The 24924-nt window shown below is 73.2% G+C and carries 22 protein-coding genes; all 22 read left to right on the forward strand.

Translation table 11 applies throughout. From position 1 onward, the window contains the following. Positions 1-119 precede the first annotated feature (119 nt). The 22 genes from rsmH to E8D37_RS14305 all read left to right on the forward strand — a co-directional run bounded on the left by rsmH (position 120) and on the right by E8D37_RS14305 (position 24880). Positions 120-1127 carry a 16S rRNA (cytosine(1402)-N(4))-methyltransferase RsmH gene (gene rsmH / locus E8D37_RS14200; protein WP_136570406.1) on the forward strand — a complete coding sequence of 336 codons (1008 nt, stop codon included), beginning with the start codon at positions 120-122 and terminating at the stop codon, positions 1125-1127. Further along, a complete protein-coding gene (locus tag E8D37_RS14205) occupies positions 1124-1693 on the forward strand; it encodes a hypothetical protein (RefSeq protein WP_136570407.1) in 570 nt (189 codons plus the stop codon). Before rsmH ends, E8D37_RS14205 begins: the two co-directional genes overlap by 4 nt. A 225-nt stretch (positions 1694-1918) precedes the next feature. Then, positions 1919-3694 carry a penicillin-binding protein 2 gene (locus E8D37_RS14210; protein WP_136570408.1) on the forward strand — a complete coding sequence of 592 codons (1776 nt, stop codon included), beginning with the start codon at positions 1919-1921 and terminating at the stop codon, positions 3692-3694. A 151-nt stretch (positions 3695-3845) separates the two neighbouring features. Further along, positions 3846-5387, forward strand: coding sequence for a UDP-N-acetylmuramoyl-L-alanyl-D-glutamate--2,6-diaminopimelate ligase (locus E8D37_RS14215; protein WP_240770469.1), 1542 nt, complete (start codon positions 3846-3848; stop codon positions 5385-5387). Positions 5388-5509: 122 nt separating this feature from the next. Continuing rightward, positions 5510-6598, forward strand: a complete 1089-nt coding sequence (mraY, locus tag E8D37_RS14220) for a phospho-N-acetylmuramoyl-pentapeptide-transferase (RefSeq protein ID WP_136570410.1) — start codon at positions 5510-5512, stop codon at positions 6596-6598. Next, the gene (gene murD / locus E8D37_RS14225; protein ID WP_240770440.1) at positions 6595-8070 is read left to right on the forward strand and encodes a UDP-N-acetylmuramoyl-L-alanine--D-glutamate ligase; all 1476 of its coding nucleotides are present in this window, start codon (positions 6595-6597) and stop codon (positions 8068-8070) included. The genes mraY and murD overlap by 4 nt, the downstream gene beginning before the upstream one ends. A gap of 65 nt (positions 8071-8135) precedes the next feature. Then, positions 8136-9422, forward strand: a complete 1287-nt coding sequence (ftsW, locus tag E8D37_RS14230; RefSeq protein WP_240770441.1) for a putative lipid II flippase FtsW — start codon at positions 8136-8138, stop codon at positions 9420-9422. Between the two features lie 22 nt (positions 9423-9444). Beyond that, positions 9445-10551: an undecaprenyldiphospho-muramoylpentapeptide beta-N-acetylglucosaminyltransferase gene (murG, locus tag E8D37_RS14235; RefSeq protein ID WP_136570412.1), complete on the forward strand. Its 1107-nt coding sequence runs from the start codon at positions 9445-9447 to the stop codon at positions 10549-10551. Further along, a complete protein-coding gene (murC, locus tag E8D37_RS14240; protein WP_136570413.1) occupies positions 10548-11966 on the forward strand; it encodes a UDP-N-acetylmuramate--L-alanine ligase in 1419 nt (472 codons plus the stop codon). The genes murG and murC overlap by 4 nt, the downstream gene beginning before the upstream one ends. Position 11967: 1 nt before the next feature. Further along, entirely contained in the window at positions 11968-12693 is a 726-nt protein-coding gene (locus E8D37_RS14245; protein WP_136570414.1) for an FtsQ-type POTRA domain-containing protein, read from the forward strand. Between the two features lie 234 nt (positions 12694-12927). Further along, entirely contained in the window at positions 12928-14139 is a 1212-nt protein-coding gene (ftsZ, locus tag E8D37_RS14250; RefSeq protein ID WP_136570415.1) for a cell division protein FtsZ, read from the forward strand. A gap of 4 nt (positions 14140-14143) precedes the next feature. Next, on the forward strand, positions 14144-14896 hold the full coding sequence (gene pgeF, locus E8D37_RS14255; protein ID WP_240770442.1) for a peptidoglycan editing factor PgeF: 753 nt from the start codon (positions 14144-14146) through the stop codon (positions 14894-14896). After that, positions 14893-15612 carry a YggS family pyridoxal phosphate-dependent enzyme gene (locus E8D37_RS14260; RefSeq protein ID WP_136570416.1) on the forward strand — a complete coding sequence of 240 codons (720 nt, stop codon included), beginning with the start codon at positions 14893-14895 and terminating at the stop codon, positions 15610-15612. Before pgeF ends, E8D37_RS14260 begins: the two co-directional genes overlap by 4 nt. A 59-nt stretch (positions 15613-15671) precedes the next feature. After that, the gene (locus E8D37_RS14265) at positions 15672-16160 is read left to right on the forward strand and encodes a cell division protein SepF (RefSeq protein ID WP_136570417.1); all 489 of its coding nucleotides are present in this window, start codon (positions 15672-15674) and stop codon (positions 16158-16160) included. 184 nt (positions 16161-16344) lie between these two features. After that, positions 16345-16638, forward strand: coding sequence for a YggT family protein (locus E8D37_RS14270; protein WP_136570418.1), 294 nt, complete (start codon positions 16345-16347; stop codon positions 16636-16638). Between the two features lie 277 nt (positions 16639-16915). Further along, a complete protein-coding gene (locus tag E8D37_RS14275) occupies positions 16916-17701 on the forward strand; it encodes a DivIVA domain-containing protein (RefSeq protein WP_136570419.1) in 786 nt (261 codons plus the stop codon). Positions 17702-17941: 240 nt separating this feature from the next. Beyond that, positions 17942-18385: a TraR/DksA C4-type zinc finger protein gene (locus E8D37_RS14280; RefSeq protein WP_136570420.1), complete on the forward strand. Its 444-nt coding sequence runs from the start codon at positions 17942-17944 to the stop codon at positions 18383-18385. Between the two features lie 53 nt (positions 18386-18438). After that, the gene (gene lspA, locus E8D37_RS14285; RefSeq protein WP_240770443.1) at positions 18439-19041 is read left to right on the forward strand and encodes a signal peptidase II; all 603 of its coding nucleotides are present in this window, start codon (positions 18439-18441) and stop codon (positions 19039-19041) included. Continuing rightward, complete coding sequence (locus tag E8D37_RS14290) at positions 19038-19976, forward strand: RluA family pseudouridine synthase (RefSeq protein WP_136570422.1); 939 nt, start codon at positions 19038-19040, stop codon at positions 19974-19976. The genes lspA and E8D37_RS14290 overlap by 4 nt, the downstream gene beginning before the upstream one ends. 8 nt (positions 19977-19984) lie before the next feature. Then, the gene (locus E8D37_RS14295) at positions 19985-20578 is read left to right on the forward strand and encodes a GNAT family N-acetyltransferase (protein WP_136570423.1); all 594 of its coding nucleotides are present in this window, start codon (positions 19985-19987) and stop codon (positions 20576-20578) included. Between the two features lie 160 nt (positions 20579-20738). Beyond that, the gene (gene dnaE / locus E8D37_RS14300) at positions 20739-24299 is read left to right on the forward strand and encodes a DNA polymerase III subunit alpha (RefSeq protein WP_136570424.1); all 3561 of its coding nucleotides are present in this window, start codon (positions 20739-20741) and stop codon (positions 24297-24299) included. Next, complete coding sequence (locus E8D37_RS14305; RefSeq protein ID WP_136570425.1) at positions 24284-24880, forward strand: hypothetical protein; 597 nt, start codon at positions 24284-24286, stop codon at positions 24878-24880. The genes dnaE and E8D37_RS14305 overlap by 16 nt, the downstream gene beginning before the upstream one ends. The last annotated feature ends 44 nt before the right edge of the window (positions 24881-24924 follow it).

The following is a 24924-nucleotide window of genomic DNA, read 5'->3' on the forward strand; positions in this document are numbered from 1 at the left end:
ACGAGCCACGGAGCGGGCACGGACCAGGCCCGACGGCTGTCCCCACCACGAACACCACCACCAGCACCGAGCACAGGACGGGTCGAGACGCATGAGCCGCACGCCGAGGGGCAGCCGCCGTGGCCGCCGCTGAGCGCGCGCCCGAGCACGTCCCCGTGCTCCTCGAGCGCTGCGTCGAGCTGCTGTCCGGGCCCGCCACCACCGGCCAGGACGCCCCCGTCGTCATCGACTGCACCCTGGGTCTCGGCGGCCACAGCGAGGGCGTCCTCCAGCGGCTGCCGCAGGTCCGGCTGGTCGGCATCGACCGCGACCCCGACGCCCTGGCCATGGCCTCGGAGCGGCTGGCGCCCTTCGGCGAGCGCTTCACCGGCGTGCACGCCGTCTACGACGAGATCGCGGACGTCGTCGCCGACCTGGGGCTCGGCCCCGTGGCCGGCGTCCTCTTCGACCTCGGCGTCTCCTCCATGCAGCTGGACCGCCGGGAGCGCGGCTTCGCCTACGCCGAGGACGCGCCGCTGGACATGCGGATGAACGGCTCCGAGGGCCGGACCGCGGCCGACGTGCTCAACACCTACTCGGCCGCCGAGCTCACCCGGGTGCTGCGCGACTTCGGCGAGGAGAAGTTCGCCCGCAAGATCGCCGCGGCCGTCGTCCGCGAGCGCGAGACCGAGCCGTTCACCCGCTCCGCCCGCCTCGTCGAGCTCCTCTACGCCGAGATCCCGGCCCCCGCCCGACGCACCGGCGGTCACCCGGCCAAGCGGACGTTCCAGGCGCTGCGCATGGAGGTCAACGACGAGCTCGCCGTCCTGCGCCGGGCGCTGCCGGCCGCGCTGGGCGTGGTCGGCGTCGGCGGCCGGGTGGTCGTGGAGTCCTACCACTCGCTGGAGGACCGCCTCACCAAGCAGGCGTTCACCGAGGTCACCCGCAGCGACGTCCCCCCGGACCTGCCGTTCGTGCCCGAGGGCAGCGAGCCCCCCTTCCGTCTCGTCACCCGCGGGGCGGAGAAGGCGGGGGAGTCCGAGACCCGGACCAACCCCCGTGCCGCCTCCGTCCGGCTCCGTGCCGTCGAGCGTGTCCGTCCTCCCCTTCCCCCCACGCGCACCCCCAGCCGAGGAGCCTCCCGATGAGCGACCAGCAGACCTCCGCCCTCCGTGTCCCGCGGTTCGCCGAGCAGGCTCTCGAGCGCACCGTCGGCCGCACCCGGCTGAGGTCGGTGCCCGCGGTCCGCACCCCCGCGGCACGGATGCCGTTCGTCGTGCTCATCGGCGTCCTGCTGCTCGGCGGGGTGGTCGGCCTCCTCATGTTCAACACCTCGCTGCAGTCGGCCGCCTTCACGGAGACGGCCCTGGAGTCGCAGGCCACCACGCTCACCGCGCGGCAGGAGGAGCTCTCCACCGAGCTGGAGACCCTCCGCGACCCCCAGACCATCGCCAGGAAGGCCCAGCGCCTGGGCATGGAGATCCCGGCGGCCCCGGTGTTCCTCAAGCTGTCCGACGGCAAGGTCGTCGGGGACGTCGCGGACGCGACGGTGGGCTCCACGCTGAACCTGCGGCAGAAGACGACCTCGGTGCCGTCGTGGGGCGCGTCCTCCGCCTCCTCGTCGTCCAAGAAGAAGACGACCACGACGGACGACAGCGACCTGCCGACCGACGACAGCGCGGCGACCAGCACGGGCAGCGGCTCGTCCGACTGAGCCCCGGCGGGGTCGCCCCCGACGTCCGGCCCCCGCTGACGGCGGGCGCGACCCTCGTCACGCCTCCCGCTCGACGGTGGCCCGCGTGCTCGGCGCGCATCCCCGATCCGGGCCGTCGCCGGGGTACAACCGTGGTCACGGGTCGCCCCGTGCCCGGCGTGCGGACCGCGCCGGCAGGAACACCAGCCTCACCAGTCACACCCAGGGAGAGACATCGTGCCCCGAATGCGCCGCGGAAACCCCGTGGTCCGTCTGCGCTGGGGCTTCCTGGTGATCGCTATCGTGCTGTCGGTCTTCGGCGCCCGGCTGGTGCAGCTCCAGGCTGTCGACCCGGACGACCTGGCGACGATGGCGGCCGACGAGGGCCTGGTCACCGTCTCCCTGCCGGCCGAGCGGGGCGACATCCTCGACCGCAACGGCGAGCCGCTCGCGGAGTCCGCCGACGGCCTGATGATCGTCGCGGACCCGGTGCTGGTGAACACCGACGAGGACGGGAACGAGGCGGACCGCGCCCCGGCGCTCGCCCGGTTCCTCTCGCGCCGCCTCGACATCGACTACTTCACGACGCTCAAGCGCCTGCGCCGCACGGACACCCGCTTCCAGTACATCGCCCGCGAGGTGCCGGAGGCGAAGGCGACCGCGGTGGTCGACAAGGCGGAGGCCCTCGGCTTCAACGGGCTGGACACCGAGCGCGACCCGATCCGCGAGTACCCCGCCGGCGACGTCGCGGCCAACCTGCTCGGCTTCCTGGGCACCCCGGACGACGACGGCAACACGACCCCGCTCGCCGGCTTCGAGCTGACCTTCAACGACATGCTCTCCGGCACCGACGGCAGCGAGACCTACTCCACCGCCGGCGGCACGCGCACGCCGCTGGGGACGTCCTCGACCACGGACGCGGTGGACGGCCAGGACCTCACCACGACCATCGACCGCCAGCTCCAGTGGTACACCCAGCGGGTCCTGCAGCAGACGGTGAAGGGCTCCGGGGGCGAGTCCGGCGTCGCGATCGTGATGGACAGCCAGACCGGCGAGGTGCTGGCGCTCGCCGACTACCCGACCTACGACGCCAACGACCCCTCCGCGGCCGACTCCGCCGACCTCGGTGCGCGGTCCCTCCAGGACGTCTACGAGCCGGGCTCGGTCGAGAAGGTGCTCACGCTCTCCTCGCTCATCGACGAGGGCAAGGTGACGCCGCGGACGAAGCTGAAGGTGCCCGGCAGCCTGGCCTCGGGCGACACGACCATCCACGACTGGTGGTCGCACGGCACGCTCAAGCTCACGCTGGCCGGCGTCCTGGCGAAGTCCTCCAACATCGGCACCGTGCTCGCCGCCCGCAAGTTCGGCACCGGCGAGCTGCGCAGCTACCTCAAGTCCTTCGGGCTGGGCGCCGCCACGAACGTCGGGGTGAGCGGTGAGTCCGCCGGCATCCTGCCCTCCCTCTCGGAGTGGACGCAGACCCTCCAGGACCGCATCGCCTTCGGCCAGTCCGTCTCCGTCAACGCGCTCCAGATCACCTCGGCCGTCAACACGATCGCCAACGGTGGGGTCTACGTCAGCCCGAGCCTGATCGAGGGCAGCGCCACCACCGACTCCGGCGACACGGTCGGCACCGACACGACCACGACCCACCGGGTCGTCTCGAAGCGGGCGGCCAAGGAGACCACCGAGATGATGGAGCGCGTGGTCGACCCGGACGCCGGCGTCGCCCCCGCCGCCCAGGTGCCCGGCTACGTGGTGGCCGGCAAGACGGGCACCGCGCAGCGCGTGAACAGCGACTGCGGCTGCTACGACGGCTCCTACACCGTCAGCTTCGCGGGCTTCGCCCCGGCCGACGACCCGCGGTTCACCGTCTACGTCATGGTGCAGGGCCCCACGAACGGCGGCGGTGGCGGCTCGGTCGGCGGACCGGCCTTCTCCAAGATCATGGGTTACGCCCTGCGTCGCTACGCCGTCGAGCCGACGGGCGAGAAGGCCTCGACGCTGCCGGTCGAGTGGTGACGCCCTGCGCGGGGTCCCGCGCGCGGCCCGGCGCTGCCCCTAGGCTGGCGCCGCTGTGAACACCTCCCACGACGCCCCCGAAGGCCCCGCTCCGCTCGACCCGCGCCCGGTCGACCCGCCGCGCACGCCGCTGGCGGCCCTGGCCGCGCACCTGCGCGCCGCCGGCTCACCCGTCGAGGAGGTGCGCCCCGGTCCGGACCCCGTCCTCACGGGCATCACCCTGGCCACGACGCGCGTCCGCCCGGGCGACCTCTACGCGGCCCTGCCCGGCACGCGGGCCCACGGGGCGGACTACGCCGCGCAGGCGCTCGAGGCTGGCGCCGTCGCGGTGCTCACCGACGCGGACGGCGCGGCGCGGCTGCCCGCGGGCGTCCCCACGCTCGTGGTGCCCGACCCACGCCGGGTCCTCGGCCGCGCGAGCGCGCACGTCTACGGCGAGCCGGCACGGCGGCTGCGGATGATCGGCGTCACCGGCACGCAGGGCAAGACCACCACCACGCGCCTGCTGGAGGGCGGCCTCAGCGCCGCCGGGCTCGTCTCGGCGGTCGTCGGCACCGTGGGCACGCGCATCGCGGGCCGGGACGTCCAGACGTCGCTCACCACCCCCGAGGCCCCGGACCTGCACGGGCTCTTCGCCGTCATGGTGGAGCAGGGCGTCGAGGTGTGCGCGATGGAGGTCTCCAGCCACGCCCTCGTCCTGGGTCGCGTCGACGGGGTCGTCTTCGACGTCGCCGTCTTCCTCAACCTCGGCCGCGACCACCTCGACTTCCACCCCACCGTGGAGGACTACTTCCAGGCGAAGGCCTCGCTCTTCACCCCCGAGCGCGCCCGGCTCGCCGTCGTCAACGCGGACGACGAGCACGGACGCCGCCTCGTGGCCCAGACCGCCCTGCCGGTCACCACGTTCTCGACGGCAGCCCCGGCGGCCTCGGGGGAGCCCCCGGCCGACTGGTGGGTCTCGGACGTGCGCACCGCACCCAGCCGCTCCGACCTCGTGGTCCACGGGCCCGGGGGAGTCTCCGAGCCCGCCGGGGTGCCGCTGGCCGGGGGCTACAACGTCTCCAACGTCCTGGCCGCGCTCACCGCGACCGCCGTCGCCGACCTCGACCCGCTGCTCGGGGTCCCGGAAGGTGACGGGTCCGGCGCCACCGCGCTCGCGCGCGTCGCCGCCGGGATCTCCGGCCTCCCCGGCGTCCCGGGGCGGCTGGAGAGCGTCCCGGGCGCCCCCGGCTTCGAGGTCGTCGTCGACTACGCGCACAAGCCGGACGCCGTGCAGGCCGCCATCGACGCCCTGCGCCCCCTGGCGACGGGCCGTGTGCTCGTCGTCCTCGGTGCGGGCGGGGACCGGGACACGGGCAAGCGCCCAGTCATGGGCGAGATCGCCGCGCGCCTGGCGGACGTCCTCGTCGTCACCGACGACAACCCGCGCTCGGAGGAGCCCGCCGTCATCCGTGCCGCGGTGCTGGCCGGGGCCCGCTCGGTCCCGGAGCCGGAGCGCGCGGAGGTGCTCGAGGTGTGCGACCGCCGTGAGGCCATCGCCACCGCGCTGCGCGCCGCCGCGCCGGGCGACATCGTGCTGGTGGCCGGCAAGGGTCACGAGACCGGGCAGCTGGTCGCCGGCGTCCTGCACCCCTTCGACGACCGCGAGGTGGCCGCCGAGCTCCTCGCCGCCATGGCCGGGGAGCCGACGTGAGCGGCTTCACGCGGCCGGGGCGACTGGGTCCAGGGTGCCGCGTGGGCCAGAATGCGCAGGGCCCCCTCCCGGGGGTGGGCCCGGGGGAGGACGACCGAGCCGTGAACGAGAGAGGGGCCTAGATGCGCGCCATCCTGCTGGCCGGAGGGCTCTCGCTGCTGCTGTCCCTGGTGGGCACGCGGTACGCGATCCGCTACTTCACCCGGCTGGGCTACGGGCAGGAGATCCGCGAGGACGGGCCGACGAGCCACCACACCAAGCGCGGCACCCCCACGATGGGTGGCGTCGCGATCATCCTGGCCGCGGTGGTCGGGTACTTCGTGGCCAAGCTCGTCACCGGCTCGATGCCGAGCGCCTCGGCGCTGCTGCTCCTGTTCCTCTTCGTGGGCACGGGCCTGGTGGGCTTCCTCGACGACTTCATCAAGATCTACAAGCAGCGCAACCTCGGGCTGCGCAGCAAGGCCAAGATCGTCGGTCAGACGATCGTCGGCCTCGTCTTCGCCGGGCTCGCCCTGAGCCCCTGGCTCGAGGACGAGCGGGGCCAGCGCCCGGCCTCCGCCGCGATCTCCTTCATCCGCGACCTCTCCTGGCTGACGCTGCCCGCGGTCGTCGCGGCCGTGTTCATCCTCGTCGTCGTCATCGGCGGCTCGAACGCCGTCAACCTCACCGACGGCGCCGACGGCCTGGCCACCGGTGCCAGCGTGATGGTCTTCGGCGCCTACACGCTGGTGAACATCTGGCAGAACAACCAGTGGTGCGGCCAGTCCTCCATCGACTACGGCCAGTGCTACGAGGTGCGCGACCCGCTCGACCTGGCCGTCCTGTCGGCCGCGATCACCGGTGCCTGCTTCGGCTTCCTGTGGTGGAACGCGGCGCCGGCGCAGATCTTCATGGGCGACACGGGGTCGCTGGCGCTCGGCGCCGCCCTCGCCGGCCTGGCGGTGCTCACCCGCACCGAGCTGCTGCTCGTCATCCTCGGTGGCGTCTTCGTGCTGGAGACCGTCTCGGTGATGCTGCAGGTGAGCTGGTTCAAGATCACCCGGAAGGCGACCGGCACGGGCAAGCGGCTGTTCCGCATCGCGCCGATCCACCACCACTTCGAGATGGTGTGGGACGAGATCACCGTCGTGATCCGGTTCTGGATCATCACCGGCATCTGCGTCGCCGCGGGCACGGGCATCTTCTACGCCCAGTGGGTGGCGGGCACGTGAGCCGCGACGTCGACGCCCTCGGGCGCCTGGACTCCTGGGAGGGCGTCCGTGCCGTGGTCGCGGGCTTCGGGGTCTCCGGGTTCGCCGCGGCCGACAACCTCACCCATCTCGGCGCCTCGGTGACCGCGCTGGACGAGAACGCCGCCGGCAAGGAGGAGAAGGCCGAGCTCCTGGAGGTCCTCGGGGCCACGGTGCGGCTCGAACCGGGGGCGACCGCCGTCCTGCCCGACGGGTGCGACGTCCTCGTCACCTCCCCGGGCTGGCGGCCGGACGCCCCGCTCCTGGCGGCGGCGCGCGAGCGCGGCATCCCCGTGTGGGGCGAGGTCGAGCTCGCGTGGCGCCTGCGCCACCCCGAGCACGACACCCCCTGGCTGGCCGTCACCGGCACCAACGGCAAGACCACGACCGTGCAGATGCTCGAGACGATCCTGCGCGCGGGCGGCCTGCGCACCGTGGCCGCCGGCAACGTCGGCCTCCCGATCGTCGAGGCCGTGATGGACCCCGAGCCGTGGGACGTCCTGGCGGTCGAGCTCTCGAGCTTCCAGCTGCACTACACGTCCTCCATGAGCGCGCAGGCCTCCGCCGTCCTCAACGTCGCCGAGGACCACCTGGACTGGTACGCGACCATCGACCCCGCCGACCCGATGCGTGCCTACGCCGCCGACAAGGGCCGGATCTTCGAGCGCGCCCAGCGGGCCTGCGTCTACAACGTGGCCGACCCGGTCACCGAGCAGCTCGTGCGCGACGCGGACGTGGTGGAAGGCGCCCGAGCGGTCGGCTTCACCCTCGGCATGCCCGGCGTGGGCATGCTCGGCCTGGTCGAGGACCTGCTCGTCGACCGCGCCTTCATCGAGGAGCGCGACACCAGTGCCGCCGAGCTGTGCTCGGTCTCCGAGCTCTCCAGCCAGGCCCCGCACCACGTGGCGAACGCCCTCGCGGCGGCCGCGCTGGCCCGGGCGCACGGCGTCTCGCGGGCGGCCGTCCGCGAGGGGCTCACCCGCTTCCACGCCGGCGGCCACCGGATCGAGACCGTCGCCGAGTCCGGCGGCGTGACCTGGGTGGACGACTCCAAGGCCACCAACCCGCACGCGGCCCGGGCCTCGCTGGAGGCCTTCGAGTCGGTCGTCTGGGTGGCCGGCGGGCTGGCCAAGGGCGCGACGTTCGAGGACCTCGTGGCCCACGTGAAGGGCCGCCTGCGCGGCGTCGTCCTGCTCGGGCGGGACCGTGACCTGATCGCCGCCGCGCTGGCCCGACACGCCCCGGATGTCCCCGTGATCGTGGTGGACGGGGCCGACACTGGTGCGACGGACGAGCACGGCCCCATGGGGCGCGTCGTCGAGGCCGCCGCAGGTCTCGCCCAGCCGGGCGACACCGTGCTGCTGGCCCCGGGGTGCGCGTCGATGGACATGTTCACCGACTACGGCGCACGCGGCGACGCGTTCGCCGCGGCCGTCCGGGCCCACCTGGCCTGACGGCCCCGGAACAGCCTCACGAACAACCAGAGCACCCACCCCCACGAACGTCCCAGGAGTCGCCGGTGAGCAGCACGACCGAGGACACCCGGTACCTGCGGCCGCCGCGGCGCGGGGTCGTGGGGTGGCTCGGCGGGGTGCTGTGGGACGTCCGGGCGCGGCTCTCCGCCCTGCGCGAGGGCGGCCGCGACCTCCTGGAGCGTCCGCTCACCCCGTACTACCTGCTGGTGGGCGCGTCCGCGCTGCTGCTGACGATCGGCGTGATCATGGTCGCCAGCGCCTCGAGCGTCTACGCCTACAAGTACTACGGCGGGGACTCCTACGCGATCGTCAAGAAGCAGATCATGTGGCTGGCCATCGGCCTGCCCGCCGCCTTCGTGGCGAGCCGGCTGAGCATCGGGTTCCTCAAGAAGGCGAGCGTGTGGGCCTACGGGGGCTCCTGCCTGCTCCTGCTGCTCACCGTCTTCTTCGGCGTCACGGTCAACGGCAACCGCAACTGGCTCCCGCTGGGCCCGTTCATCATCCAGCCGGCGGAGCTGGCCAAGCTCGCGCTCATCCTCTGGGCAGCCACGGTCTACTCCCGCAAGGAGCGGCACCTGGGGACGATGCACCACGTGTTCATGCCCGTGGGGCTCGGCGCGGCGGTCGCGATCGTCCTCGTCCTCGCCGGGCGTGACCTGGGCACCGCGCTCGTCTTCTTCGCCATCACCCTCGGGCTGCTCTGGGTGGTGGGGGCCCCGGGGCGGCTGTTCCTGGGCTCCATCTCGGGCGTGGCCGTGCTGGCCCTGCTCCTCGTGCGGATCGACCCCGAGCGGATGACCCGGCTGATGAGCTTCGTGGACCCGTTCTCGGAGTACCTCGGCTCGGGGTGGCAGCCGGCCCACGGGCTCTACGCCCTGGCCTCCGGCGGCGTGCTGGGGGAGGGCATCGGCCACTCCATCCAGAAGTGGGGCGACCTGCCCGAGGCGCACACCGACTTCATCTTCGCCGTGCTGGGCGAGGAGCTCGGCCTCATCGGCACGCTGCTGGTGATCTCGCTCTTCGTCATCATCGCGTGGGCCGCCCTGCGGGTGGCCACCACCGCCGTCGACCCGTTCGTCCGCTACGCGACCTTCGGCATCGTGGTGTGGCTCATCGGCCAGGCGATGATCAACATCGGCATGGTGCTGGCGCTGCTGCCGGTCATCGGCATCCCGCTGCCGCTCGTCTCCTACGGCGGCTCGTCCCTCGTGCCCACGCTCGTCGGGCTCGGGCTGGTCATCGGGTTCGCCCGGCGGGACCCGGACGCCGCGGCGGCCCTGCGAGCCCGGCGCGCCGCCCGTCGGGGCGGGACCCCCGACCCCCAGCACTGATCGCCCTCCTAGATTGGCCCCGATGCGCATCCTGCTCGCCGGCGGAGGAACCGCCGGCCACACCTCGCCCCTGCTCGCGACCGCGGACGCCCTGCGCCGGCTCTCCGACGACGTCGAGATCACCTGCCTGGGCACCCCGCGGGGGCTCGAGACGACCGTGGTGCCGGCCGCCGGCTACCCGCTCGAGCTCGTGCCGCCCGTGCCGCTGCCGCGCCGCGTGAACGCGGACCTGGTCAAGGTCCCGGCCCGGCTGCTGGGGGCCGTGCGGGCGACGGCCGAGGTCTTCGACCGGGTGCGCCCGGACGTGGTGGTCGGCTACGGCGGCTACGTCTGCGTGCCCGCCTACCTGGTGGCGCGTCGGCGCCGCCTCCCGCTGGTCGTGCACGAGGGCAACACGCTGCCCGGCGTCGCGAACCGGATCGGCGCGCGGTTCGCCGGCACGGTGGCCACGAGCTTCCCGGACACCCCGCTGGCCGGGGCCACCTACACCGGCCTGCCCATCCGGCGGATGATCTCGACCCTCGACCGGGCCGCCCTGCGCGCCGAGGCCCGCGCCTTCTTCGGGCTCGACCCCGAGCGTCCGACCCTCGTGGTCACCGGCGGGTCGCAGGGCGCCGCCAGCATCAACCGCGCCGTCTCCGGTGCCGCACAGGCGCTGTCGGACGCCGGCGTCCAGGTGCTCCACGTGCAGGGCAAGCACGGCGGGGCCGAGCCGGCGCCGACCGCGACGCCCTACGTCGTCCTCGACTACTGCGACCGGATGGACCTCGCCCTGGCCGCCGCGGACCTCACGGTCTGCCGCTCGGGTGCCAACACGGTGGTGGAGGCCTCCGCCACGGGCCTGCCGGCCGTGTACGTCCCGCTGCCGATCGGCAACGGCGAGCAGGCGCGCAACGCCTCCGCCGTCGTCGAGGCCGGGGGAGCGCTCCTCGTCGACGACGCGACGCTGACGGCCGCGTGGGTCGCGGAGCACGTCGTCGGCCTCGTCACCGACCCCGAGCGGCTGGCGGCCATGAGCCGCGCCGCCTCCGGGCTCATCCCGCGCGACGCCGACGAGCGGCTCGCCCGGCTCGTCCTGGCCGCCGGCGGCGCCCCCGTGCCCGCCCCCACCGAAGGAGGGGCCGCGTGAGGCTCCCCGTCCCCGAGCAGATCCTGCCCGCCGCCGAGCTCGGCCGCGTCCACTTCGTCGGCCTCGGCGGGGCCGGGCTCTCGGCGATCGCCCGGATCATGGCCCAGCAGGGCGTGGAGGTGACGGGGTCGGACGACGTCGACACCCCGTTCCTGCCGGCGCTGCGCGAGCTCGGCGTCACCTGCCACCTCGGCTACGACGCGGCCCACCTGGGCGACCTCGGCCTCGGCGACTCCGTGGTCGTCACCACCGCGGCCCGCGAGGACAACCCCGAGGTCCTCGAGGCCCGCGCGCGCGGCCTCCGGCTGCTCCCGCGCTCGGCCGGGCTGGCCGCCGTGATGGCCGGTCGCCGCGTCCTCGCCGTCGCCGGCACCCACGGCAAGACCACGACCACCTCGCTGCTCACCTCGGCCCTGCTGGCCGCGGACGCCGACCCGACCTACGCGGTGGGCGGCGTGCTCACCGCCACCGGCCGCAACGCCGACGCCGGCGCCTCCGACCTGTTCGTGGCCGAGGCGGACGAGTCCGACGGCGCCTTCCTCGTGTACTCGCCGTTCGCCGCGGTCGTGACCAACGTCGAGGCCGACCACCTCGACACCTGGGGCACCGAGGAGAACTACCGGGCGGCCTTCGACCGGTTCGTGGGACGCGTGGACCCGGCCGGGTTCCTCGCCACCTGCCTCGACGACCCGGGCGCGGCCGCGCTGGTCGCCGTCGCCCGCGAGCGCGGCCTCGCCGTGCTCGGCTTCGGCACGTCCCCGTCGGCGGACCTGCGCGCCGACGACGTGGAGCTCGTCGGCTCGACGTCCTCCTTCACCGCGGTGCTGGACGGCGAGGTGCTCGGTCGCGTCACGCTGCGCATCCCCGGGCGCCACTACGTGCTGGACGCCCTCGGCGCCCTCGCCGTCGGGCTGCGGCTCGGCCTGCCCTTCGCCGCGCTCGCCGCGGGCCTGGAGTCCTTCACGGGCACCGGCCGTCGGATGGAGCGCAAGGGCGAGGCCGCCGGCGTGGCCGTCTACGACTCCTACGCCCACCAGCCGACCGAGATCGCGGGCGACCTCGAGGCGGCGCGCTCCCTGGCGGGGGAGGGGCGCGTCGTCGTCGCCTACCAGCCGCACCTGGTGAGCCGCACGCGGATCTTCGGCGAGGCCATGGGCCGCGCGCTGGGCGCCGCCGACGAGGTGGTCGTCACCGACGTCTACGTCGCGCGCGAGACGCCGGACCCGGCCGTGACCGGCGCGCTCGTCGCGGACGCCGTGCCGCTGGCGGCCGAGCGCGTGGCCTACGTCCCCGCGCTGGCCGACGTGGCGGCGGAGCTGGTCTCGCGCGCCGAGCCGGGCGACGTCGTCCTCACCCTGGGAGCCGGGACGATCACCGGGGTGGGCCCGCAGGTCCTCGCCCTGCTGGAGGGCTGAGGTGCCCCAGGCGCACGACCGCGAGGAGCGGCTCTTCCGGCGCCGCCGCCTCGCCGCGAGGCTGCCCGCCTGGCGCCTCGCCGCGCTGGCCGTCGTGGTGCTGGCGCTCGTGGTGCTGGGCGTCTACGCCGTCTGGTTCTCCTCCTGGCTGGCGGTCGACGACGTCGAGGTCGAGGGCACCGACCTGGTGAGCACCTCCCAGGTGCTGGCGGCCGCCGACGTGGCCGACGGGACGCCGCTGGCCAGCGTGGACACCGCGGCGGTGCAGCGTCGCGTGGAGTCGATCGCGGCCGTCGCCTCGGCCGACGTGGTGCGCAGCTGGCCCCACGCGGTGACCGTCACGGTCACCGAGCGGGTGCCGGTCGCGGCCGTCACGCTGGGTTCCAGCGTGAAGGCGCTGGACGGGGACGGGGTGGTCTTCGCGGCGCCGAGCAGCGTCACCGACCCGCTGCCGCAGGTGCGCACGTCGGGGACGGTCACCACCGCGGCGCTGCGCGAGGCCGCCGGCGTCGTGGAGGCGCTCCCGGCCGATCTGGCGAAGAAGGTGCGCTACGTGGTCGTCCGCTCCGCCGACGAGGTCGTCCTGCGCCTGACGGGGGACCGGACCGTGGTGTGGGGCTCGTCCGCCGACTCCGCCACCAAGGCCGAGGTGCTCGAGGTCCTGCTGGGGATCGACGCGTCGACGTACGACGTGTCCGTGCCCAGCACGCCGACCACCAGCGGCTGACCCGCCGCTCGCTCCCGCCGGGGAGCGGCGCGCGACACACCGCGACTCGCCCGGCGTGCCTCCACGATCCGGGGACCGTGCGTGCCTACTGTCGTGCCCACGACGAGGTTGACATAACTATAACCCTCAGGCTGAGGGTCAGGGTTGAGACCTCGACGGCGGACGTTCATCCCCCCACCCAACGCACAGCACCCCGTGTCCGGCACCGGACCAGAGCAGCGAGAGGCAGCCACCGTGGCAGCAGCACAGAACTACCTGGCGATCATCAAGGTCGTGGGCATCGGTGGCGGTGGCGTGAACGCCGTGAACCGGATGATCGAGGTCGGCCTCAAGGGCGTCGAGTTCATCGCGATCAACACCGACGCCCAGGCGCTCCTCATGAGCGACGCGGACGTGAAGCTCGACATCGGTCGCGAGCTCACCCGCGGCCTCGGCGCCGGCGCCAACCCCGAGGTCGGCGCCAAGGCGGCCGACGACCACGCGGACGAGATCGAGGAGGTGCTCAAGGGCGCCGACATGGTCTTCGTGACCGCGGGCGAGGGCGGCGGCACCGGCACGGGCGGCGCCCCCGTCGTGGCCCGGATCGCCCGCTCGCTGGGTGCGCTCACCATCGGTGTCGTCACGCGCCCCTTCGCCTTCGAGGGACGCCGCCGCGCCGGCTCGGCGGAGGAGGGCATCGCCCGCCTGCGCGAGGAGGTCGACACCCTCATCGTCATCCCGAACGACCGGCTGCTGTCCATCAGCGACCGCAACGTCTCGGTGCTCGACGCGTTCAAGCAGGCCGACCAGGTGCTGCTCCAGGGTGTCTCGGGCATCACCGACCTGATCACCACCCCGGGCCTGATCAACCTCGACTTCGCGGACGTGAAGTCGGTCATGGCCAACGCCGGCTCGGCCCTCATGGGCATCGGCTCGGCCCGCGGTGACGACCGCGCGGTCGCCGCCTCCGAGATGGCCGTGTCCTCGCCGCTGCTCGAGGCCTCCATCGAGGGCGCCCACGGCGTGCTGCTGTCCATCGCGGGCGGCTCCGACCTCGGCCTGTTCGAGATCAACGAGGCCGCCGCGCTCGTGGCCGACGCCGTCCACCCCGACGCCAACATCATCTTCGGCGCGACCATCGACGACGCGCTCGGCGACGAGGTCCGCGTGACCGTCATCGCCGCCGGCTTCGACGGCGGCATGCCCAAGCGCCGCGACGAGGGCACCGTGCTCCGCAAGGACCGGCCGGCCCAGACCCAGGAGGAGACCCGCGCCGCGGTCGCCGCCGCCCAGGCCACCCGCCGCGAGGTCGAGCGCCCCGCGCCGGTGCAGCAGGCCCAGCCCGCGCCCGTGGCGCAGCCCGCCCCCGTCGCCCAGCCGGAGTCCGCCCGACCGGCCCCGCGGCCCGCGCCGCAGCCGGTCGAGTTCGACGACGACGACCTGGACGTCCCCGACTTCCTGAAGTGAGCACGTGTACCACCTCCGCACCCACGTGGCCGCCGACGGCGCCCGTGCCGACGTCGCCTTCACCGACCGGTGGGGCGGCGTCAGCGCGCCGCCGTTCGACGCGCTGAACCTCGCCCTGGCCTCCGCCGACGACGAGGGGGCCGTGGCCGAGAACCACCGTCTGCTGCTCGCCGACTTCGCCCCCGGGGCGCAGCTGGCCGACCTGGTGCAGGTCCACGGTCGTGCGGTCGACGTGGCCGTGCCCGACCCGGGCCGGTCGCGGCCGGAGGCGGACGGCGTGGTGACGACGAGCGACGAGGTGGTGCTCATGGTCCGCGCGGCCGACTGCGTGCCCGTCGTCCTCGTCGACCCGGGTGCGGGCGTGGTGGGCGCGGCCCACGCGGGTCGCCGCGGCGTCCAGCTGGACGTCGTGGGCGCGACCCTGGAGGCGATGCGCGAGCGCGGCGCCGAGGACGTGACGGCCTTCGTGGGTCCGCACGTGTGCGGTGCCTGCTACGAGGTGCCGGCCGACCTGCGGGACGAGGTGGCCTCCGTCGAGCCCGCGACCCGGTCCACCACGTCGTGGGGCACCCCGTCCCTGGACCTGGGGGCGGGGGTCGTCGCCCAGCTGCGGCGCGGGGGCGCGCGCGTGGTGACGGACGCGGCGACGTGCACGCGGACCTGCCCCGACCTCTACAGCCACCGGCGCGACGGTGCGGCCTCCGGGCGGCACGCGGGCCTCGTGCGGCTGCGGCCCGGCGCACGGGGGGCCGCATGAGCGCCCGCGCGGACGAGCTGGCGGCCGACCTGGACCGTGTGCGGCAGCGCCTGGCCGCGGCGGAGGCCGCGGCGGGGCGCGAGCCCGGCAGCGTCCGGCTGGTCGTGGTCACCAAGTACTTCCCGGCCTCCGACGTGCGCCTGCTCGCCGGGCTGGGCGTCACGGACGTGGGGGAGAACCGTCACCCCGAGGCGCGGGACAAGAAGGCCGAGTGCGAGGACCTGGGGCTGGTCTGGCACTACATCGGTGGGCTGCAGTCCAACAAGGCCGGCCAGGTCGGGGCCTACGCCGACGTGGTCGAGTCCCTCGACCGGCCCAAGCTGGTCGCCCGGCTGGACCGGGCGGCAGCCGAGCGCGGTCGGCCCCTCGACGTCCTGCTCCAGGTGTCGCTCGACGGGCCGGGCGCCGGTCCGGGCGGCAGCGACGGGGGCAGGGCGGGTGCCGAGCCCGACGACCTCCCCGCGCTGGCGGCGGCGGTCGAGGCAGCGGAGCACCTGTCGCTGCGCGGCCTCATGGCCGTGGCACCGCTGGGGGAGGACCCGGCGACCGCCTTCGCCCGGCTGGCGGCGCTGCGGGAGCCCTTCGTGCGCGACCACCCCGGCGCCACGGCGTTGTCGGCGGGCATGAGCGGCGACCTGGAGCAGGCCGTCGCAGCGGGAGCGACACACGTGCGTGTCGGCTCGGCAATCCTCGGATCGCGGCCGGCCACCCACTAGTTTTCACATCGGACCCGTGCACGGCGAGAGCCGCGCACACATCATCGGAGGACGAAGTCATGAGCGGCGCGATGCGCAGGATCGGTGAGTACCTCGGGCTCGTCGAGGACACCGGCCGGTACGACGACGAGTACGACGTCGAGGACACGCAGGAGACGCGTGAGCCCGAGGCGTACGCCCAGCCCGCCCGCGGTCCGCGTCCCGCGCCCGTGGCCGACCTCGCCGAGCGGCGCCGTCCGGCCGCCGGCCCGACCGGAGTGGTGGCCGAGCTGTCCCGCATCATCACGCTGCACCCCAGCACCTACAACGAGGCCCGCACCGTCGGCGAGAACTTCCGCGACGGCACGCCCGTGATCATGAACCTCACCGAGATGGACGACGCGGACGCCAAGCGGCTCGTCGACTTCGCCGCCGGCCTGGTCTTCGCCACCCGCGGCACCATCGAGCGCGTCACCAACAAGGTCTTCCTGCTCTCGCCCGCCAACGTGACCGTGACGGCCGAGGACAAGGTGCGCATCGCCGAGGGCGGCTTCTTCAACCAGAGCTGAGCCGCTCAGGCCGCCCGGACGCCCGCCGATGAGAGGTCGGGCGTCCTGCCGCGTCGCGGCACGCGGCCGCGGGGCGTCCCGCTAGGCTGGCGACACGCACGGCGCCCGCCGCCCCTGCACCGCGAGCACGTCCGGCCGCCCCCGCCACCCGGCGGTGGTCCGGACCCAGGAGGAGTCACCGCACATGTCCACCGTGGGCCACATCATCGACTGGGTCCTCAGCGCGTTCCTCTTCTTCATGCTGATCCGGTTCATCGTGGACTGGGTGCAGGTGTTCGCCCGCTCCTGGAGCCCCAAGGGCGTCATCCTCGTGGTCCTCGAGGTCGTGTACTCCGTCACCGACCCGCCGATCCTCTTCCTGCGCCGGTTCATCCCGCCGCTGCGCCTCGGCTCGATCGCGCTGGACCTCTCCTTCATCCTGGTGCTGGTGATCGTCTACCTGCTCCAGGCGCTGAACGCGATCATCTTCCTCTCCTGACCCGTCGGGGCGCCGAGAGCAGGAGCTGCGTCCTCGGGCGCGACGACACGCCGGGGTCCCGGCCGCGATCGACGTGAGCCCCACCGCGCGGCGACCACTCCGTGAACGGGCGGTACACGCCCGGAGAGCGGCCGGCAGCGGTCCGGAGGCGCCCCGTGGGCGCACCACAAGTGGGGGGACTGTGCCCCGGCTGTCCCACCTGTCCCACCGAGGGCGCTATTGTCTCCCCGACAGGTGCCTCGACCCCGGGTCGTAGGTGCAGCACCACGAGCATTGAATGGGTGAGGTCATGCCGCTGACGCCCGAGGACGTGAGCAACAAGCGCTTTACTCCGGTCCGGCTCCGCGAGGGCTACGACATGGGCGAGGTCGACCAGTTCCTGGACGAGGTCGAGGCCGAGCTGGCCCGCCTCACCCGGGAGAACGACGACCTGCGCACGCAGCTGAGCGAGGCCCAGGCGGCCGGCCCGGCCACCCAGGCCTACACCCCGCCGGCGCCGGAGCCGGAGCCCGTGATGGCGCCGGAGCCGACCCCGGAGCCCGAGCCGGCCCCGGAGCCGTACGTGGCCCCGGCCCCCGTGGCCGCCGCCGCGCCCGCCGCCCCGATGGAGACCATCCGGGTCGAGACCGTGCCGCAGGCGTCCAACGCCGCCGCCCGCCTCCTGGAGATCGCCACCACCAACGCGGAGCAGATGGTGGAGGGTGCGAAGAACGAGGCGGACGAGATCGTCGGTGCCGCCCGCACCCGCGCCGAGCGCCTCGAGTCCGAGGCCCGCAGCACCGCCGACCGCCTCGAGCAGGACGCGCGCACCCGCGCCTCCATGCTCGACTCCGAGACCGCCGAGCGCCGCCAGCAGATGTTCGGCGAGCTCGAGCGCGAGCGGGACCGCCTCTCCGGCGAGGTCGAGAACCTGCGCTCCTTCGAGCGCGAGTACCGCTCCCGCCTGAAGAGCTACTTCAGCCAGCAGCTGGAGGCGCTCAAGGTCGGCGGCGACACCCCTTACGCGGAGGAGACGCACCAGCCCAAGCGGCTGCGGTCGATCCTCGGCGAGGACGAGGGCTGACGCTCCGCACCTGCTGACGACGACGGACCGGCCCCGGGGACTGCCCCGGGGCCGGTCCGCGCGTCCGGGCCACCGCCGTGCCCGCCCCCGTCCCCGCCGCGACTCGCCGGGGGAGGTGGGTGGAACGGCGCCAGGCACCTTCACTACACTCCGGCCCACTGCCCGGACGCCGGAACCCCCGGCGGCACCGGCTCCCAGACCGGCGTCTCCCCGCCCCGGCACGAGAAGGCACTCACGCGCATGTCCAGCACCCCCCCGAACCCGGCCCCGTCCGTCCAGGGCGCCCCCGTCGACGCCCTCGTCGTCAAGGACAACGAGGAGGCCTGGACGGCCGAGGAGCTCCAGGAGGTCCTCGGCGAGCTCAGCGAGCAGCGCGAGCACTCCGCCGTGATCATCGCCGAGCACGAGGGCGAGCTCTCCGGCCTGATGCGTGACTCCGGCGACGGTGCGGGGCAGGACCCGGCCGACCTCGGTGCCACCACGTTCGAGCGCGACCACGAGATGAGCGTGCTCAACAACGAGCGCGACAAGCTCGTGCAGATCGACCGTGCGCTCGAGCGGATCGCGAAGGGCACCTACGGACGCTGCGAGAACTGCGGCGAGCCGATCGGCAAGCTGCGCCTCATGGCCTTCCCGCGGGCGACGCTCTGCATGACCTGCAAGCAGCGCGAGGAAAGGCGCTGACCGGCCGGCAGGCCGCCGTTGCGCGTCCCTCGCGCCTCAGGCTCCGCCTCCTGGTGGCGGTCGTGGCCGTCCTCGGCCTGGCCGCCGACCAGCTGACCAAGGCGTGGGCGCTGCGCGCGCTCGCCGACGGGCCGGTCGACGTGGTCGGCACGCTCGTGCGGTTCGACCTGGTCATGAACCCCGGGGCGGCCTTCAGCACCGGCACCCAGTTCACCGTCGTCCTCAGCTGCCTGGCCATGGCGGCGGTGGTGGTGATCGTGGTCTTCGCCGCGCGCGTCCGGCACACGGGCTGGGCGGTGGCGCTGGGGCTGCTGCTCGCCGGTGTCTCCGGTAACCTCACCGACCGCCTCGTCCGCGAGCCCGGCCCCCTGCACGGCCACGTGGTCGACTTCGTGGCCCTGCCGCACTTCGCGGTCTTCAACGTGGCGGACGTGTGCATCACCACGGCGGCCGCGCTCATCGTCCTGCTCACGTTCCGCGGCGCCACGATCGACGGCGGCGGGGACGACGCTGGGGATGGTGCGGGGGATGGTGCGGGGGATGGTGCCGGGGATGGTGCCGGGACCGGCCCGGTGACGGAGGATGGCGACACAGGGCCCGACGGGCCCCAGGAACCGGACCGGCCCGGTGTGCCGGGCCAGGAGGAGCAGGCGTGAGCGTCTCGGGCGAGGAGCGGACCCTGCTGGTCCCCGAGGGGCTGGCCGGCGAGCGCGTCGACGCCGCGATCTCCCGGATGTTCGGCCTCTCGCGCACCCGGGCCGCCGAGCTCGTGGCCGAGGGCCTCGTGCTGCTGGACGGCCAGCGGGTGGCGAAGAGCGAGCGCGTGGTGCCGGGCACCCGGCTCGACATCACCATCCCCTCCGTGGTCGACCCGCTCGAGGTCGTGCCGGAGATGGTCGAGGGGATCAAGATCATCCACGACGACCCCGCGCTCGTCGTGATCGACAAGCCGGTGGGCGTCGCCGTCCACCCGTCCCCGGGCTGGAGCGGGCCGACCGTGGTCGGGCACCTCGTCGCGGCGGGCTTCCGCATCGCGACCTCCGGGGCCGCCGAGCGTCAGGGCATCGTCCAGCGGCTCGACGTCGGCACCAGCGGCGTCATGGTGATCGCCAAGGGCGAGCACGCCTACTCGGTGCTCAAGCAGGCGTTCCGGGACCGCACGGTCGACAAGACCTACCACGCGCTCGTGCAGGGCCACCCGGACCCGCTGGAGGGCACGATCGACGCCCCCCTGGGCCGGCACCCGAAGTTCGACTACAAGTTCACCGTGCGCGCGGACGGGCGGCCCTCGGTCACCCACTACGAGACCCTCGAGGCGCACCGCTTCGCCTCGCTGCTCCAGATCCACCTCGAGACGGGGCGCACGCACCAGATCCGCGTCCACATGAGTGCGCTCAAGCACCCGTGCGTCGGCGACCTCACCTATGGCGCCGACCCCGTGCTGGCGCGCCGGGTCGGGCTCGAGCGCCAGTGGCTGCACGCGGTGAAGCTGGGCTTCACGCACCCCTCGTCGGGGGACTACGTCGAGTTCGAGTCCGAGTACCCCGACGACCTCGCCGCGGCCCTGGAGATCGTCCGCGACGCCGTCTGAGGCCGGTCGTGGCGCTCACCCTGCGGCGCGGCCGCACCGGTGACGCCGCCGTCCTGGCCGCGGTCCACGTGGCCGCGCGGCGGGCGGCCCCCATGCCCGACGGCGTGCACCCCGAGCACGAGGTGCGCGCCTGGCTGGGGGGCCGGCTGGCGCAGGACGAGGTCTGGCTGGCCGAGGAGGCCGGCCGGACGCTCGGCTACGCCCGCCTGACGGCGTCCTGGCTCGACGACCTCTACGTCCTGCCCGGCGCGCAGGGCGCCGGTGTGGGCTCCGCGCTCCTGGCCCGGGCGCTCGCGCGCCGCCCGGAGGGGCTCTGCCTGTGGGTCTTCGAGTCCAACCACCCGGCCCGCGCGTTCTACGCCGCCCGCGGGTTCGTCGAGCTCGAGCGCACCGACGGCGCGGACAACGAGGAGCGTGAGCCGGACGTCCGCATGGCCTGGCCGGGCGAGGACCCGGCCCGCTTCTGGGCCCGGCTCCACGCCGAGCTGGCCGACGACGTCCGGGTCGTCACCGACGACCTGGCGCGACGCGCCCGGGCCCTGTCCCGGGCCTCCGGGCGACCGTTCTCGGCGTCGGTGCAGGTGAGTGGCGAGAACGTCTGACCCGGCCGGTCCGGGGCGCACCGCGGACCGCCCGCTGTCGGTGCCGGATGGCATCGTGACCGCCGGCGGTCGCGTAGGCTGAGGTCCTTCCCGGAGCTCGGCCGACGACACCGCCGAGCCCCTGCCCGCTCCACCCGCAGAAGGGACGCGCCCCGCTCCGATGGCGAACGGCTCCTCCGACTCCTTCGTGCACCTGCACGTCCACACCGAGTACTCGATGCTGGACGGCGCCGCCCGTCTGGGCGCGCTGGCCAACCGCGCCGCCGAGCTCGAGATGCCCGCCATCGCGATGACGGACCACGGCAACGTCTTCGGTGCCTACGAGTTCTACAAGAAGGCCACCTCGGCCGGCGTGAAGCCGATCATCGGCATCGAGGCGTACTTCGCCCCGAACATCTCCCGGTTCGAGAAGAAGGGCGTCAACTTCTACGACGGCGGCTCCGACGACGTCTCGGCCCGCGGCGCCTACACGCACATGACGCTGCTCTCGGAGTCGACCGAGGGCATGCACAACCTCTTCCGCCTGTCCACGGGCGCCTGGCGGGACGGCTACTTCAAGCACCCGCGCATGGACCGCGAGCTCCTCTCGCAGTACGGCAAGGGGATCATCGGCACCACGGGCTGCCCCTCGGGCGAGGTCCAGGTGCACCTGCGCTACGGCAACTACGAGGCGGCCCGGCAGGCCGCCGGCGACTTCCAGGACATCCTCGGCAAGGAGAACTACTTCCTGGAGCTGATGGACCACGGCCTCGACATCGAGAACCGCGTCCGTGCCGACCTCATCCGCCTGGGCCGGGACCTCAAGATCCCGCTCCTGGCCACCAACGACTCCCACTACGTCATGCGCGAGGACGCGGCGTCGCAGGAGCACCTGCTCTGCATCAACTCGGGCTCGACGATGGACATCCCGGCCGGTGACGGCCCGGGCCAGCGCTTCGCGTTCTCCGGCGACGGCTACTACATCAAGTCGGCCGAGGAGATGCGCGCCCTGTGGGTCGACAAGTACGACCTGCGCGAGGCCTGCGACAACACGCTGCTGATCGCCGAGCGGTGCGACGTGAAGTTCACCGAGGCCGTCGGCAAGTACATGCCGCGCTTCCCCTGCCCGCCGGGGGAGAACGAGGAGTCCTGGCTGGTCAAGGAGGTCGAGAAGGGCCTCCACGAGCGGTACCCGGCCGGCATCCCGGACGAGGTGCGCAAGCAGGCCGAGTACGAGCTCGGCGTCATCAACCAGATGGGCTTCCCCGGCTACTTCCTCGTCGTCGCGGACTTCATCAACTGGGCGAAGGACAACGGCATCCGGGTCGGCCCCGGCCGTGGCTCGGGTGCGGGCTCGATGGTCGCCTACGCCATCCGGATCACGGACCTGGACCCGCTGCGCCACGGCCTGATCTTCGAGCGGTTCCTCAACCCCGACCGCGTCTCGATGCCCGACTTCGACGTCGACTTCGACGACCGTCGCCGCTCCGAGGTGATCAAGTACGTCACCGAGAAGTACGGCGACGAGCGCGTCTCCTACATCGTCACCTACGGCACGATCAAGGCGAAGCAGGCCGTCAAGGACTCCAGCCGCATCCTCGGCTACCCCTTCGCGATGGGGGACCGGATCACCAAGGCGATGCCGCCGGCGGTGATGGGCAAGGACGTCCCGCTGCAGGACCTGTTCAACCCGGAGCACAAGCGCTACTCCGAGGGCGGGGAGTTCCGCGGCATCTACGAGCAGGACCACGACGTCAAGCGCGTCGTGGACACCGCCATCGGCATCGAGGGACTCAAGCGCCAGTGGGGCGTGCACGCGGCCGGCGTCATCATGTCCAGCGAGCCGCTGGCCGACGTCATCCCGCTGCTCAAGCGCCCCGCCGACGGCGCGATGATCACGCAGTTCGACTACCCGACCTGCGAGAACCTCGGCCTCATCAAGATGGACTTCCTGGGGCTGCGCAACCTCACGATCCTCGACGACGCCGTCAAGAACATCAAGGCGAACCGTGGCGAGGACCTCGTCCTGGAGGACCTCGAGCTCGACGACCCCGACGCCTACGACCTGCTGGGCCGCGGCGACACGCTGGGCGTCTTCCAGCTGGACGGCGGGCCGATGCGCGGCCTCCTGCGGCTCATGCGCCCCGACAACTTCGAGGACATCTCGGCCGTCCTGGCGCTCTACCGCCCCGGCCCCATGGGCGTCGACTCGCACACGAACTACGCGCTGCGCAAGAACGGCAAGCAGGACATCACCCCGATCCACCCGGAGCTCGAGGAGCCGCTCCAGGACATCCTCGACACCACCTACGGCCTGATCGTCTACCAGGAGCAGGTCATGGCCGTGGCCCAGAAGCTCGCGGGCTACTCGCTGGGTCAGGCGGACCTGCTGCGTCGCGCCATGGGCAAGAAGAAGAAGGAGATCCTGGACAAGGAATTCGTGCCGTTCTCCGACGGCATGAAGGCCAACGGCTACTCCGACGCGGCGATCAAGTCGCTCTGGGACGTCCTCGTCCCCTTCTCCGACTACGCGTTCAACAAGGCCCACACCGCCGCCTACGGGCTGGTGTCGTACTGGACGGCCTACCTCAAGGCGCACTACGCGCCGGAGTACATGGCGGCCCTGCTCACCAGCGTCGGCGACGACAAGGACAAGTCGGCGATCTACCTCAACGAGTGCCGCCGGATGAAGATCCAGGTGCTCCCGCCCGACGTCAACGAGTCCGCGAACAACTTCACCCCGGTGGGCAACGACATCCGCTTCGGCCTCGGCGCCATCCGCAACGTCGGCACGAACGTCGTGGACGGCATCGTCTCGGCGCGCGCGGAGAAGGGCCGCTACACCGACTTCAACGACTTCCTCTCCAAGGTCCCCGCCCACGTGTGCAACAAGCGGGTCATCGACTCGCTGATCAAGGCCGGCGCCTTCGACGACATGAAGCACAAGCGCCGCGCGCTCGTGGCGGTCCACGAGAACGCCGTCGAGCAGTACGTCGACATCAAGCGCAACGAGGCGATCGGCCAGGACTCCCTGTTCGGCGGGCTGGACGACGACGCCGCGGGCGACTTCGGGACGACGGTGGCCATCCCGGAGATCGAGGAGTGGGAGAAGATGACCCTCCTCGGCCACGAGCGGGACATGCTCGGCCTCTACGTCTCCGACCACCCGCTCCTCGGGCTCGAGCACGTGCTGGCCAACGCCTCCGACGTCTCCATCGGGTCGCTGCTGCTCGACGAGTCCCGCTCCGACGGCTCGCCGATCCAGGTCTGCGGCCTCGTCACCCAGGTGCAGCGCAAGATCACCAAGCGCGGCGACGCCTGGGCGATGGTGACGCTGGAGGACCTGGACGGTGCGATCGACGTCCTGCTGTTCCCGAGCTCCTACCAGCTGGCGGCGCCGCTGCTGATGGAGGACGCGGTGCTCACCGTGAAGGGGCGCCTGTCGAAGAGCAAGGACCAGCCGGAGATCCACGGCCAGGAGGTGAGCGCGCCGGACATCACCGACGGGCCGTCCGGGCCGGTGGTCATCCAGCTGCCGCAGACCCGGGTCAACTCCCACGTCGTGGCGGACCTCAAGGACGTGCTCTCCACGCACCGCGGGATGTCCGAGGTGCACCTGCGGGTCCTCATGCGCGACAAGACGATCGTCATGCGCGTCGGTGACCTGCACCGCGTGACGCCGTCGCCGGCGCTGTTCGCCGACCTCAAGCAGCTCCTGGGGCCCGGGTGCCTGACCAGCTGAACCTGGCCCCGGAGCCGACCCCGGAACCGGCCCAGAAGCCCGGCGGAGCCCACCGCCCGGCCCGTCGCTCCGTGGTGCTCGCGCTCGCGACGGTGCTCGTCGGCCTGGTGGCCGGCCCGCTGCTGGGCTGGCTCTGGGAGACGATCTGGACGCCGACGCAGGGGCTGGTCGTCCAGCACCAGTGGTACGTCGTCGACTCCGACCTCACCTACGACCTCGACGGGCTGCGGCACCAGTTCTCGGGGACGATGCTCTACACCGTCCTCGCGGTGCCGGCGGGTCTGGTGCTCGGCGCCGTCGCCGCCCTGCTCAGCCGCCGCGACGAGGTGCTGACGCTGCTCGCCGTGGTCGTCGGGTCGGCGGCCCTCGGCCTGGGCATGTGGGCCACGGGGACGTGGCTCGGCCCCCAGGACCCGCAGGTCCTGGCGGCCACGGCCACCCAGGGCACCTCGCTGCCCGACCACCTGTCCGTGGGCTCCTGGTCGGTCCTGGTGTGCGCACCGCTGGCCGCGACCCTCGCCGTCACGGTCGTGTTCGGACTGTTACCCAGACTGCACGTCCCGACGCGGCGTCCGGGATAACCTGCAGCCCTCCGGGCCGTGCGAGGCCCCTTCTCGAGGACGTA

The sequence above is a fragment of the Nocardioides sp. GY 10127 genome (assembly GCF_004919085.1).
Classification (GTDB): Bacteria; Actinomycetota; Actinomycetes; order Propionibacteriales; family Nocardioidaceae; genus Nocardioides.